This window comes from Sphaerisporangium sp. NPDC005289 (assembly GCF_040607455.1).
Taxonomy (GTDB): domain Bacteria; phylum Actinomycetota; class Actinomycetes; order Streptosporangiales; family Streptosporangiaceae; genus Sphaerisporangium; species Sphaerisporangium rhizosphaerae.
Window position 1 is genome coordinate 252,122 of record NZ_JBEXGS010000005.1, and the last position, 13,352, is coordinate 265,473.

8 protein-coding genes are annotated in these 13,352 nt (G+C 71.2%); 3 read left to right on the forward strand and 5 right to left on the reverse strand.

The features are described 5' to 3' along the window. Positions 1–103: 103 nt before the first annotated feature. Positions 104–2,182, reverse strand: a complete 2,079-nt coding sequence (locus ABZT47_RS11835; protein WP_354839333.1) for a DUF4082 domain-containing protein — start codon at positions 2,180–2,182, stop codon at positions 104–106. A 418-nt stretch (positions 2,183–2,600) separates the two neighbouring features. Next, positions 2,601–3,731 (reverse strand): ice-binding family protein, encoded by a 1,131-nt coding sequence (locus tag ABZT47_RS11840; RefSeq protein ID WP_354839336.1) that lies wholly within the window; start codon positions 3,729–3,731, stop codon positions 2,601–2,603. A 174-nt stretch (positions 3,732–3,905) separates the two neighbouring features. On the opposite strand from ABZT47_RS11840, the gene ABZT47_RS11845 reads away from it, so the two are divergent. After that, positions 3,906–5,165 carry a nucleotide sugar dehydrogenase gene (locus ABZT47_RS11845; protein WP_354839339.1) on the forward strand — a complete coding sequence of 420 codons (1,260 nt, stop codon included), beginning with the start codon at positions 3,906–3,908 and terminating at the stop codon, positions 5,163–5,165. A gap of 84 nt (positions 5,166–5,249) precedes the next feature. Here ABZT47_RS11845 and ABZT47_RS11850 read toward each other — a convergent pair whose 3' ends face one another. Together ABZT47_RS11850 and ABZT47_RS11855 are read right to left on the reverse strand one after the other, a co-directional pair. Continuing rightward, a complete protein-coding gene (locus ABZT47_RS11850) occupies positions 5,250–5,999 on the reverse strand; it encodes an SDR family oxidoreductase (protein WP_354839342.1) in 750 nt (249 codons plus the stop codon). A 228-nt stretch (positions 6,000–6,227) separates the two neighbouring features. Further along, complete coding sequence (locus ABZT47_RS11855; protein ID WP_354839344.1) at positions 6,228–7,205, reverse strand: pirin family protein; 978 nt, start codon at positions 7,203–7,205, stop codon at positions 6,228–6,230. A 243-nt stretch (positions 7,206–7,448) separates the two neighbouring features. On the opposite strand from ABZT47_RS11855, the gene ABZT47_RS11860 reads away from it, so the two are divergent. Both ABZT47_RS11860 and ABZT47_RS11865 read left to right on the forward strand, forming a co-directional pair. After that, positions 7,449–8,150 carry a hypothetical protein gene (locus ABZT47_RS11860; RefSeq protein ID WP_354839347.1) on the forward strand — a complete coding sequence of 234 codons (702 nt, stop codon included), beginning with the start codon at positions 7,449–7,451 and terminating at the stop codon, positions 8,148–8,150. A gap of 17 nt (positions 8,151–8,167) precedes the next feature. Beyond that, positions 8,168–11,305 carry an AAA family ATPase gene (locus ABZT47_RS11865; RefSeq protein WP_354839349.1) on the forward strand — a complete coding sequence of 1,046 codons (3,138 nt, stop codon included), beginning with the start codon at positions 8,168–8,170 and terminating at the stop codon, positions 11,303–11,305. A 247-nt stretch (positions 11,306–11,552) separates the two neighbouring features. Here the strand turns inward: ABZT47_RS11865 and ABZT47_RS11870 are convergent, their stop codons facing one another. Then, positions 11,553–13,094 carry an aldehyde dehydrogenase family protein gene (locus ABZT47_RS11870; RefSeq protein WP_354839352.1) on the reverse strand — a complete coding sequence of 514 codons (1,542 nt, stop codon included), beginning with the start codon at positions 13,092–13,094 and terminating at the stop codon, positions 11,553–11,555. Between the last annotated feature and the right edge of the window lie 258 nt (positions 13,095–13,352).

Sequence of the window (13,352 nt, forward strand, 5' to 3'; positions counted from 1 at the left end):
CGCCGGCGTTGGCGAGCTCTTGCGAAAGCCTTACGTCCGCGTCGACCGGGCCCGGCTCCGCCCGCCAGGGGAGAGCCGGGCCCGTCAGGGGGCGGGGGAAGGGCTAGGTGATGGTGAAGACGACGTCCACCCAGTAGTTGGAGCTCTGGTGGGTGCTGGTGGGGAAGGCGTTGGTGGCGCTGTAGGTGTAGACGCCGTTGCCGCCCTGCTGGCCGTCCAGCAGCGCTATGAGCGAGCCGCTGGTGAACTGCGAGGTGAAGTACGGGGTGGTGTTGGAGAAGAACCCCGAGGTCGTGTGGTAGGAGGCCACGTAGGTGGTGTCGGCGCTGATGGACACCGGGGTGGAGAAGTTGGCCTGCTGCCACCCGGAGGCCGTTTCGCCGCTCGCGGTGGCGCTGGCGAGCAGCGTGCCGCCGGCGGTCCACAGACTCACGGTGTGGGTGCCGGTGTTGGAGGAGCCCTTGTAGAACCGTATGCCCTCGATGACACCGGCCGTGGTGGCCTGGAACTTGACCCCGACCACGACGGCGCGCGAGTCGGCGTTGTTGGCCACCGCGGGGGTCGCCGTGGGCGCCCACAGGCTCTTGGCGGGCACGAACACCACGTCGACCCAGTAGTTGGCGGACTGGTAGGTGCTGGACGGGAAGGCGCTGGTGGCGCTGTAGCCGTAGACGCCGTTGCCGCCCTGGACGCCGTCGGCGAGCGCGACGAGCGGGCCGTTGGCGTGCTGGGTGGTGAAGTAGTTCAGCGTGTAGGAGAAGTGCCCCGACGGGGTGAAGTACGAGGCGACGTAGGTGGTGCCGGCGGTGACGGCGACCGGGGTGGAGAAGTTGACCTGCTGCCACCCCGAGGCGGTCTCGGCGCTGAAGGTCGCGCTGGCGAGCAGCGTGCCGCCGGTGGTCCACAGGCTGCCGACGTGGGTGCCGGTGTTGGTGGAGCCCTTGTAGAACCGGATGCCCCTGATCGTGCCGTTCGACGTCGGCTGGAACTTCACGCCGAGCGTGACGGCGCTGGTGTCGGACGACGCGGCGACGGCCGGGGTGTCGGAGGGCGTCCAGATCGAGGTGGTGACGGTCTGCACGATCTGGTTGGACGTGCTCGGCGCGAAGTGGACGATGCCCTCGCTGCTTGAGGTGTCCCCGCCCAGGTAGACGCCGGTGATCGGATGCTGCCCGGCCGGAAGGGCCGAGGTGGTGAAGGTGGCCACGCCCGAGGCGTCGACGAAGTCGGAGCCGATGACCGTGTCGCCGTCCTTGAAGGCCACCCGGCCCTGCGGGATCAGGGTGCCCGAGACCTGGCTGACCGTCGCGGTGTAGGTCACCGACTGGCCGTCCCTGGTGGGGTTGGCCGAGGTGCTCAGGGCGGTGGTGGTCGGCGGGTCGTCGGGCACCGTGATGCGGGTCTTCGGCCCGCTGGTCGTGCCCTGCAGGACGGCCGTGCCGCCGAGGGCGACGACGCGGCCGAACACGGCGGCGCCCGCGCTGACCGTCACGTTGTTGGCGGCCAGCACGTTGCCGCGGAAGGTGGAGGTGGTGCCCAGCGTGGCCGAGCCGCTGATCTGCCAGAAGACGTTGTCGGCCTGCGCGCCGTTGATCAGGGCGATGTTGCTGACGTTGGCGGTCGTGAGCGTGGCGGCGCGGAAGATGAACAGGGCGTCGGGGTCGTCCTGGGCGTCGAGCGTGAGGGTGCCGGTGATCTGGAAGGTGCTACCGCTGTTCGGGGTGTGAACGCCCGGGGGCTTGGTGGTGGCGCCGAGCTCGGCGGCCACCGGGACGACCGGGGTGCGGGCGGCGGCATCGTCATAGGCGGCGTCGGCGTCGGCGATGGCCGCCGCGGCCGCGGCGTCGCCGGCGTGGGTGGACCCGCTCACGGTGCCGGGCGGGAAGCCGACCACCGAGCTGCCAGGGCTGACCCCGAGGTCTCCGGTGACGGCGGTCTGGTTGGTGTTGGAGACGGCGGTGCCGGCGAGCACCCCGAACGAGGCGGCGTTGCCCAGGCTGATCGGCGGCTGCGCCGCGCCGGCGGGCGCCGGGACGGCGATGGAGACGGCGACCGTCAGCAGGGCCGACAGCGCCGCGGCGATACAGGCCCGGCCGGCGTGCCGGCGCGGGCGGACGCCCGCGCGCGGGCGGTGGCTGTCACTCGGGAGAGGGGAACTGCTGGTGTGGGGGGACTTCGACATGCGAATCAACTTCTCGGCGATCTCGGCGCCCGGGAGGGGCGGCCGATGGGGTACGCGTCGAGGCCGGGCTCAGGATCTTCCGCGTAGGACCGCCCGGGTCACCGGGACGGCCGGAGATGGGGCGTGAAGACGCGCCACGCCTGGGGGAATCTCCTGACATGTGCTGACAATGGCGCCTTTAATGGTGTCGACTGGGATTGCGGGGATCATGGGGGCCTCGGTAACGCTTTGCGTCGCCACTTTACGCCGCCGGTTCTCTTGCTGACAATACTTTCCGGAGCGTTATTCGCTTTCCTATTGTTCATAAGATGATTTAAAGCCATTTATCACCATAAGGGGCCGGAGAAAGGCCGCGCCCGCCCTCGCCCATATGGGGAAGGCGAGGGCTTAGCGGGCCGGCGCCCGTGGCCGCCGCCGGTCAGCGGATCACCTGCTGGACGAGCACGGCCGACTGGCTCGGCTCGAAGTAGACCCACCCCTCGTTGACCGCGGTGCCGTTCGGCACGTAGACGGCGGTCATCTGGCGCGCCCCCATCGGCAGCGCCGAGGTGGTGAAGGTGGCCACGGCGGAGGTGTTCAGCGGCGCCGAGCCGATGATGACCGAGCCGTTCCTGAACAGCACCGTTCCGGTGGGCACGAACCCCTGGTCGGTGCCCATGACCGTGGCCGTGAAGGTCACAGGCTGGTTGACGTGCGAGGGGTTGGGCGAGGAGGTCAGCGTCGTCACGGTCGGCGGGTTGGTGGGAACGGTGATGCGGGTGGCCGGTCCTGAGGTGGTGCCCGCGGCCTGGACCACCGAGTTCAGCGCGATGGCCCGGCCGAACATCGCCGCCCCGGAGTTCACCGTGACCGAGTTGCGGGCCAGCACGTTGCCGCGGAAGGTCGACAGGGTGCCGAGGAACGCCGAGTCGCCCACCTGCCAGATGACGTTGTCGGTGCGCGCTCCGTTGAGCAGGTCGATGTTGCTGACCCTCAGGGTGACCAGCGTCGACGCCTGAAAGATGAACACCGCGTTGGGGTCGCCCTGGGCGTCGAGCTTGAGCGTCCCGCTCAGGATGAACGCGTCGCTCGGCGTGTCGTAGACGCCCGGCGTCATCACGGCGTCGTCGCCGATGACCTGCGGCACGGTGGCGGTCGGCGGGCGTCCGGCCGCGTCGTTGTAGGCCGCGATGGCGGCGGCCCTCTCCCGCCGCGCCTCGGCGTTGTCCTGGTCGACGCTGCCCCTGACCATGCCGGGCGGGAAGCCGGTCACCGTGGTTCCCGGGCTCACGTTGACGTCCCCGACGATCAGGGTCATGCCGGTGTTGGTCACCGCCTTGCCGGCCAGGACCGCGCAGTCGGCCGCGTCGCCGAGCGCGACGGGCGGCACCACGATCCGCGGGACGCGCGGCTGCCCCGCGGCGGCCCGCGCGCCGGGGGGAGACTCCGGCCCGGCCGCGGCGTGCGCCGCCGCCGGCAGGACCGCCAGGCAGGCGGTCACAAGGGCCGCGGCCGGCAGGAGACGACCGGCGCTTCGCCGGAAGAAAGCCGAGAAAAAGGTCTTCGACATATTATCGTCCGCTCTTCAGGGTCAATACCGCTCTAATCGGCGTCTCGCCTCACTATCTCCGGTGCGGTTCCCGTGCGCGGAACGACACGCCCGGGGCGCCGCCGGATCGGCGTTATAACAAGGGCGGCCTTTTACAGTCGTGCATATCGTTTCCGAAGACCCGGGGGTCTGGATATGCGTGAAAAGCTGGTCGTCGTCGGGCAGGGATATGTGGGCCTGCCACTGGCCATGAGGGCGGTCGAGGCCGGGTTCGATGTCGTGGGCATCGACGTGGACGAGTGGCGGGTCAAGCGCCTGAACGCCTTCGAGTCCTACGTCGAGGACATCAGCGGCGAGGAGCTCGAGGCCGCGCACCGCTCCGGCCGCTACCTGGCCAGCGCCGACTACGCGGACGCCGAGGCGTTCGACGTCTGCGTGATCACCGTGCCGACGCCGCTGCGGGACGGCGTGCCCGACCTGCGCCACATCGGCTCCGCCGGCGCGGCCATCGCGCCGCTGGTGCGGCCGGGCGCCACGGTGGTCCTGGAGTCCACCACCTACCCGGGGACCACCGAGGAGCACCTGCGCCCGCTGCTGGAGGAGGGCTCCGGCCTGCGCACGCCCGAGGACTTCCACCTCGGCTACAGCCCCGAGCGCATCGACCCGGGCAACACGCGGTGGCGCCTGGACAACACCCCGAAGGTCGTCTCGGGCATCGACGAGGCATCACTGGAACGCATCCGCGCCTTCTACGGGCGCATCGTGCGCGAGGTCGTGCCGGTGTCCTCCCTCCAGGTCGCCGAGCTGTGCAAGCTGCTGGAGAACACCTTCAGGCACGTCAACATCGCGCTGGTCAACGAGCTGTCCATCTTCGCCCAGCAGTTGCGCATCGACGTCTGGGAGGCCATCGACGCCGCCTCCACCAAGCCGTTCGGCTACATGCGCTTCACCCCGGGGCCCGGCGTCGGCGGCCACTGCCTGCCGATCGACCCCTCGTACCTGTCGTGGCGGGTCAAGCGCAGCCTCGGGCACAACTTCCGGTTCGTGGAGCTGGCCAACGACATCAACGACCACATGCCCGACCACGTCGTGCAGCGGCTCGCCCTGGCGCTGAACCAGCGGGGCAAGCCGGTCAAGGGCAGCCGCGTCCTGGTGCTCGGCCTGTCCTACAAGAAGAACGCCGGCGACTGCCGCGAATCGCCGGCCATCGAGGTGACCAAGGCGCTGTGCAAGCTCGGCGCGCGGGTGAGCGTCGCCGACCCGCACGTGGACACCTTCCTGCTGCCCACCGACTTCGACATGGTGCGGCTGACCGAGGCCGAGCTGTCGCGCGCGGACGCCGTCGTGGTGCTCACCGACCACGACTGCTTCGACTACGAGCTGGTCCAGAGGGCGAGCGCCTTCGTCTTCGACGCGCGCAACCGCTGCCGGGGGGACAACGTCGAGCGGCTGTGACCCCGGGACGCCCGGCGGCACCGGCCCGGGCGGCCTGGGCGGTCCGGGCACCGGCCTGGGCGGTCCGGGGAACGCCTGGGCCGCTCAGCGGCCGGCGCGGCGGGACAACCGGCCGAGCACGCCGCGCGGGACGTACCTGCCCACCGCGGCGATGAGTTTGTAGCGGGGGTCGGGCACGCTCACCGGCACGCCGCGGGCCAGGTCGCGCATGGCGGCGTCCACCACGCGGTCGGCCGACAGCCACAGGTAGGCCGGGATCTCCGATGCGTCGATCGAGGCCCGCTCGTGGAACTCGGTGCGCACGAACCCGGGGCACAGCGCCATCACGCGCACCCGCGGCTCGGGGATCTGCGCGGCCAGTGACTCGCTGAAGTTCACCACCCACGCCTTGGACGCGCTGTAGGTGCCGTAGGGGAAGAACGCCGCGACCGAGGCGACGTTGATCACGCCGCCGCGTCCCCGGGCGCGCAGGCCCGGCAGGGCGGCCAGCGTCAGGCGCAGCACCGCCTCGCAGTGCACGCGCAGCATGACCAGCTCGTCGGCGACCGGGACGTCCAGGGCCTCGCCCGGGTGACCGAAGCCGGCGTTGTTCACCAGCAGGTCGACGCCCTCGCGCAGCCGTTCCTCCACCGTCGCGATGCCCTTGTCGGTGGCGAGGTCGGCGGGCAGCGTCTGGCAGGACACGCCGTAGCGCCGGTGCAGCTCCGACGCCGAAGCGGCCAGGCGCTTCTCGTCGCGGGCGACCAGGACCAGCGAGAAGCCGTCGGCGGCGAGCCTGCGGCAGAAGGCGGCGCCGATGCCGGCGGTCGCGCCCGTGATCAGTGCGGTGGGCATGCGGAAAGACTAGTGGGCCGTCCGCGAAGGTTGTCCGCGCTGGGCGCCATAACCGGCGCCGGCATCGCCGTACCACGCCCCGCGGATCCGGCGCCGATCACCTCCAGCCCATGGCCGGATGGGGAGCCGCGCTCGCCGGCCGTATGGTCACCGCGTCGGCGAGAAGCGCCGTACGTCATCGGTCACCCGGCGGCGGGCGGAGACGGCCCGCCGCCGGGGGCCGATGGGTCAGCCCCGCGGGCCGCCCTCGGACATCCCGTGCACGGCCGGGATCGTTCCCAGCCGCCCCGCCTGGAAGTCCTCGAACGCCTGCTGCAGCTCTCGCTGGGTGTTCATGACGAACGGCCCGTAATGCGCCATCGGCTCGCGGATCGGGCGGCCCCCGAGCAGGACCACCTCCAGGTCGGGCGTGTGGGAGTCCTGCCTGTCGTCCGCGCGGACGGTCAGCGAGGAGCCCTCGCCGAAGACGGCGGTCTGGCCGAGGTGGACCGGGCGGCGCTCGGCGCCGACCGTGCCGCGGCCCGCGAGCACGTACGCCAGGCCGTTGAAGTCCTCGCGCCACGGCAGGGTGACCTCCGCGCCCGGCGCCAGCGTCGCGTGGATCATCGTGATCGGCGTGTGGGTGATGCCGGGACCCGCGTGGCCGTCCAGCTCGCCGGCGATGACGCGCAGCAGCGCGCCGCCGTCGGGGGAGGTGAGCAACTGGACGCTGCCGCCACGGATGTCCTGGTAGCGGGGCGCCATCATCTTGTCCTTGGCCGGGAGGTTCACCCACAGCTGCAGACCGTGGAAGAGCCCGCCGGACACGACCAGGTGCTCCGGCGGCGCCTCGATGTGGAGCAGCCCGCCTCCGGCCGTCATCCACTGGGTGTCGCCGTTGGTGATGGTGCCACCGCCGCCGTTGGAGTCCTGGTGGTCGAAGATGCCGTCGATGATGTAGGTGACGGTCTCGAAGCCCCGGTGTGGATGCCAGGGGGTTCCCTTGGGCTCTCCGGGCTGGTAGTCCACCTCGCCCATCTGGTCCATCATGATGAACGGGTCCAGGTGACGGTAGTGGATGCCGGCGAAGGCCCGGCGGACCGGGAAGCCCTCGCCTTCGAAGCCGCTCGGCGCGGTCGTGACCCCCCGCACGGGACGGGGCACGGCGTCGGCCGGCGCGGCCACGCGCGGCAGGCTCAAAGGGTTGTCGATGGTTACGGCCGGCATGGGAACCCTTCCTACAGGTCGGCGGCGAGGAGCCGCCAGGGGAGCGACGATACTCCCCCTAACAGAAGTTTAGATTTCAACTATTCCCGAGCGGTGGCGGGGTCGCCGAACGTCCGGACATGTAACAAGTTGAGCTAACTTGCGGCAAGATTTGGTCAAGATTTCCCCAGCCAAGGAAGGGGAGGAGCTCCGAAAAGCGGGCACAGTTACCGTGTTGGCCCGCAAAGCGGAGGTATGGCCCCTGTGGAGAGAACGCGGGTGGGGGCACGGCTGGTCGTGGCGGCGGCGATCGCCGTCCTGGTCGGGGCGTCGGCCGGCTGTGGTGGTGCGGATTTCACCTATGTGATGGGCGGCGACGGGCAGAGCTACTTCAAGGTGCCCGCGTCGTGGCGCAAAGTGGACCAGAAGTCCCTCGACGAGAAGATCTTCGGCGACATGAGCTCCGCGCTCGCGCAGGCCGAGAAGAAGCTGTCATGGACCGTCGCCTATGACGGGTTCGGCACCCCGTCCGCCGACCACCTGCTCGCCTCGGCGGCCGTGCCCGACGAGCCCTTCGCCTTCGCCATGGTGTCCGCCCTGACCGAGGCGCAACGCGACCAGGTCTCCCTGAACGGGCTGCGCAACGCCGGGATGCTGCCGGTCGTGGTCACCGACGAGCTCCGCAAGCAGATGGAGGAGTCGGCCGCCTACCCCTTCAAAGGTTTCGAGCTCCTGCACGACGAGGTGCTGCCCTCCGACAACGGCGTCCGGGGCGTCCACGTGGTCTACAACTTCAAGGTACTCGGAGGTCCGGTGCAGACCTTCGACCAGACCGCCTACCTCGCCGCCGACGGCACGCGCGTATCGGTCCTGCTCATCCGCTGCTCGGCCACCTGCTACCGGGAGCGCGCCGGGGAGATCGGGAAGATCGCGCAGTCCTTCAAGGTCAAGCGAATTCCCGGGTGACCGGGTGAGGAGCCCCGATGAACCAAGCCCCCGCCCCTGACCGGCCCATGGGGCTTCGCGCTCCGGACTCCGGCCCCGCCGACCTCGGCAGGGGCACCATGCCGTTCTGGGACCGCGTCAAGTTCCTGTTCGTGCTGACGCTCGCCTTCTTCGTCCTGGTGTGGCACACCATGGCGGAGTACGAGGGCATCATGCCGTTCGGCGATGCCGTGCGGGTCATGGCGGCGGACCGCACCGGACAGATCATCATGGCCCTGATGGGCCTGGAGGTCCTGCGCCAGGTGCACTTCCTGGTCAGCGAGCGCTCTCCCCGCTACCACCGCCTGTGGACGGTGCGGGTGTTCGGCGGGTTCGACCGGTGGAGCCGCCGCCGGTTCAGCGACTGGAACCGCTACCGCATCGCCCGGGCGCTGAAGTGGCTGTTCTGGATCGCGGTCCTGGCACTGGTGCTCGGCCAGGTGCTCGACGTCTCGCCCGCCCTGGCCCTGTTCCAGGCCCCCGCCCTGCTGTGGCAGGTGCTTCCCTACGGGCTGCAGCTCGCGTTCGGCTTCTTCTTCGTCATCGTCCAGTTCGTCGGCCTGTTCTGGTTCATGTCCAGAGGCGGCGTCGAGACCTACTTCCCCGACGACATCAAGACCCGCTTCTCCGACGTGTGGGGACAGGACCACGTCGTCGAGCGGGTCAAGGAGAACATCGTCTTCCTGGAGAAGCCCGACGAGATCGAGGCCAAGGGCGGCTACGTGCCGAGCGGCCTGCTGCTGTGGGGGCCGCCCGGCACCGGCAAGACCCTGATGGCCGAGGCCGTCGCCGGCGAGACCGGCCGGCCCTACGTCTTCGTCGACCCGGGCGCCTTCATCAACATGTTCATGGGCATCGGCATCCTGAAGGTGAAGTCGCTGTTCCGCAAGCTGCGCAAGCTCGCCCTGCGGTACGGCGGCGTCATCGTCTTCTTCGACGAGGCCGACTCGCTCGGACGGCGCGGCGCGCTCGCCCAGCAGGGGCCTCCCGGGTCGGCCGGCTTCTCGCCCGCGGCGCCGTTCCGCACCGACGGCTGCCACGGGTTCGGCTACCTGTCGGAGAACACCCGCGCGGAGCTGACCCGCCAGGCGCTCGGGCCGTCCCGCGCCGAGGCGCCCGCGCCCGGCCGCGACCGGGTCGTCAGCCCCATGGGCGGCATGATGGGCAGCGGCGACCAGGGCACCCTGCAGGCACTGCTGACCGAGCTGTCGGGTCTGAAGAAGCCGCGCGGCTTCCTCAACCGCTACGTGCGGCGGCTGCTCGGCATGCGCCCCAAGCCGCCGCCCAAGTACCGCATCCTGGTCATGATGGCCACCAACATGCCCAACTCGCTGGACGAGGCGCTGCTGCGGCCCGGCCGCATCGACCGCATCTACAAGGTCGGCTACCCCTCCAAGGCGGGGCGCGTGCGCACCTACCAGGGCTACTTCGAAAAGGTCCGGCACGAGCTCACCGCCGAACAGCTCGACAAGCTCGCCACGATCACCCCCTACGCCACCGGCGCCACCATCAAGGACCTGGTCAACGAGTCCCTGATCACCGCCATCCGGGGCGGGCGCGATGTCATCACCTGGGCCGACGTCCTGACGGCCAAGCGGCTCAAGCAGCTCGGCCCGCCCGAGGACGTCGAGTACATCGAGCGCGAACGCCACGCCGTCGCGGTGCACGAGGCCTGCCACGCCGTGGCCGCCTACCGCACCCGCCAGCACCTGGAGATCGACCTGGCCACCATCGAGAAGGGCTCGGACTACCTCGGCATGGTGTCCAGCATCAAGCCCGAGGACCAGTTCACCCGATGGCGCAGCGAGTACGAGGCCGACATCATGGTCTCGCTCGCCTCGCTGGCCGGAGAGCGCATGTTCTTCGGGGAGGACAACTCCTCGGGCGTCTCCGGGGACCTCGAGAGCGCCACCATGGTCACCGGGCTCATGGAGGCGTACTGGGGCATGGGTGTCGGCGTGGCCTCGCTGCCCGCGCTCCAGCAGCTCGGCATCCGCGACGGCAAGGCCGCGCCGCCCGCCGGCGGCGGAGGCGGCATCGGCTACACCCAGGAGCCCGGCGGGCGCCGCGACCACCTCACCCCCGACATGCTCGCCGAGCGCATCGAGTTCAACCTGGCCAGGCTGCTGAAGAAGACCGAGGACCTGCTGCGGGCCAACCGCCGCGAGATCCTGTGCGTCGCCCACGCCCTCGAGCAGCACAAGACCCTCAACGGCGACGACGTCGTCGCGGTCATCGAGTGCACCCGGGGGCCGCTGATCGACGGCGCGGACTACGGCTCCGACGCGTTCTTCGAGGAGATCGAGGCATACCACGAGGTGGCCGCCGACGCGCACCGCACGCACAGCCGCGTCACCACGGCGCTGCCCCGCCCCCGCGTGCCCGAACCGCCCGTGCCGGTCATCGCCGGCCGGCTGCTCCCGTACACCGGCACCGCGACGCCCACCCTGATGCCGCACGCTCCGGGCGAGGGGCACGGGCCCGCCGGGCCGGTGACCGGCGACGGCCCGGGTGCGGTGACCGGTGAGGGAACGGGGCTGATCGCGGCACCCGGCAACGGCTCGGGAACGGGCAACGGCTCGGCGGCCGGAAACGGTTCGGCGCGCGCACCCGGAAGTCAGGCGGTGCCCGGGGGTCAGGCGGTGTCCGGGGGTCAGGTCGTGCCCGGGGGGCAGGCGGTGCCCGGCTCGGCCGGGTCGCCGGAGTTCATCCCCTGGAGCCCCGACCGCCCGCGCTCCGGCCCGGGCCCGGGGCCGCAGCCCGGCATGGAACCGCCCGCCGTCAAGGCCCGGCGGATTCGTCCCGTTCTCATCGCGCTGGCCGCCGCCATCGCCCTGGTGGTGTTCGTCCTGGCCGGCCTGGCCCTGTTCGGCGGCGCGCCCGCGATGGGCGCGGACGTCTCCGCGCTCTCCTCCACCAACCTGGTGGCCGGGCTGGTCGTGCTGATCGGCCTGCTGATCGTCTGCGGGGTGCTCGCGTTCGTCATGCTCAGGGCCCAGCAGGCGACCCGGGTCAGGGCCGAGGAGGCCAGAGACCGGGCCACCGAGCGCGCGCAACTGCTGGCGGCCGCCATGGACCCCGAGACGGCCATGCGCCTGCTCGGCTACGACGGCCGAGGCGGCCCCGGCGCGCCCTGACGTCACCGGCCGACCCTGGACACGCCGTCCGCTGGAGGAGGGCACCCCCGGCGGTCCCTGACCCCACCCGCCGACCCTGGACACGCCGTCCGCTGGAGGAGGGAGCCCCCGGCGGTCCCTGACGGCACGGCCCTCCACCTCCGCCCACGTGCTGGAGGTGATCGGCGCCGGGTCGGCGGGTCGTGGTGCGGTGGTGGCGGCGCCCCGCTACGGCGCCCGAGCCGGTGAACGTTCGCAGGACAGCCCGCTAGAGGCGGAACTCCAGGTCGGGGATGATCTCGGCGACGTCCATCTGCGCCTTCTGCAGACGGCCCGAATAGTCCCAGTTCATCGCCTGCCAGCGGGTGAACTGGTCGAGCACCCACTGGCCCGACTGCCGGCTGCCGTTGCCCGATTTGCCGTTGCCGCCGAACGGCAGGTGGGCCTCGGCGCCGGAGGTGGAGTTGTTGACGCTGACCATGCCCGCGCCGATGCCCGACCGGAAGCGGAACGCCGCCGCCGGGTCGGTGGTGTAGATCGACGACGACAGCCCGTACCCCGGCCGGTTGGCCAGTTCGATCGCCTCCTCCAGTCCGCCGAACGCGGTGACGCCGACGATCGGCCCGAAGGTCTCCTCCATGAACAGCCGGTCGCCCGGACGTACCCCGTCCACGACCACCGGGTGGTAGTACAGGCCGCCCGCGCCGTCGAAGCCGCCCCGGGGGTTGTCGGCGGTGATGCGGCCGGTCGGCCCCGTGACCACCGTGTGGTGCGGCTCCACCCAGCCGAGGTAGTGCTCGTAGCGCTCGGCGAACCGGTGGTCGAGCATCGGGCCGTACAGCACCTCACCGGCGGGGTCGCCGACCGTGGCCTTGGCCACTGCTCTGGCGTACCTGCCGACGAACTCCTCGTGCACCGACCTGTGCACCAGGACGGTGCCCAGGGACGTGCAGCGCTGCCCGGCCGTGCCGAACCCCGAGAACAGCGCCCCCTCCACGGCGAGGTCGAGGTCGGCGTCCGGCATGACCACCATGGGGTTCTTGCCGCCCAGCTCCAGGCACGGCGACTGCAGATGGCGCCCGCACAGCGCGCCGATCTCGCGGCCCACGGCCGTCGACCCGGTGAAGCCGACCTTCTGCACCGTGCCCTCCGTCAGTGCCTGGTCGAGCCCGGCGAAGGTCGTCGCCCCGTCGGCGAACACCAGGTTCAGCACCCCGTCCGGCAGGCCCGCCGCCGCGAACAGCCGGTACAGCGCGTGCGCGGAGGCGGAGGCGTACTCGGCGGGCTTCCACACCACGCTGTTGCCGCACAGCAGCGCCGGCACCAGATACCAGCTCGGGACCGCCACCGGGAAGTTGCCGGCCGTGATCACCGCGGCCACCCCCACCGGCGTCCGGAAGGTGAACAGGCTCTTGTCCGGCATCTCCGACGGGACCGTCTGGCCGTACAGCCGCCGGCCCTCGCCGAGGAAGAAGTCGCACGTGTCGACGATTTCGCGGACCTCGCCCATGGCCTCGGCGTACGGCTTGCCGATCTCGTCGGTCACCAGCCTGGCCAGCGTCTCGGCGTTGGCCTCGACCAGCCGCCCGATGGAGGCGATGACCCGCCCCCTGACCGGCGCGGGCACCCGCGCCCACTCGCGCTGCGCCGCCGAGGCCACGCTGCACGCCCACGCGAACGTCGCGGCGCCGGCGAGCCGGACGCTCGCCACGGTCTCGGCCGTCCTGGCGGGGTTCACCGAGTCGTAGGTCGAGGCGTTGGCGTCCTCGGCGGCCTTGCCACCGACGACGGAGACGATCTGGCGGGTCACCGTTGACCTCCTCGCATGGGCGCTTGCCTGCCATTGTTCCGCCTGACCAGTCATTCCCCAACTCGCGCCGCCCTCCCGCGGGCCTCGCCGGACCCGCCGGCCGCGTCCGCGACGTCCTGGAACGCCACCGCCCGCCGCACGAGGACGCACGGCGGGCGGGGCGGTGAGGGTCCGCGGAGACCGCGGGGGACCGGAGGACCTCCCGGCGGCCAAAAATCACCGGGGGACTTCCGGGGTCATCGGGAGGTTCCGGCTCCG

Excerpts from the sequence above, each read along its gene's own strand:
- ABZT47_RS11850 (WP_354839342.1), bottom strand. The coding sequence starts at position 5,999 with ATGCCCACCGCACTGATCACGGGCGCGACCGCCGGCATCGGCGCCGCC.
- ABZT47_RS11835 (WP_354839333.1), bottom strand. The coding sequence starts at position 2,182 with ATGTCGAAGTCCCCCCACACCAGCAGTTCCCCTCTCCCGAGTGACAGC.
- ABZT47_RS11865 (WP_354839349.1), top strand. The coding sequence starts at position 8,168 with ATGAACCAAGCCCCCGCCCCTGACCGGCCCATGGGGCTTCGCGCTCCG.
- ABZT47_RS11855 (WP_354839344.1), bottom strand. The coding sequence starts at position 7,205 with ATGCCGGCCGTAACCATCGACAACCCTTTGAGCCTGCCGCGCGTGGCC.
- ABZT47_RS11845 (WP_354839339.1), top strand. The coding sequence starts at position 3,906 with ATGCGTGAAAAGCTGGTCGTCGTCGGGCAGGGATATGTGGGCCTGCCA.
- ABZT47_RS11840 (WP_354839336.1), bottom strand. The coding sequence starts at position 3,731 with ATGTCGAAGACCTTTTTCTCGGCTTTCTTCCGGCGAAGCGCCGGTCGT.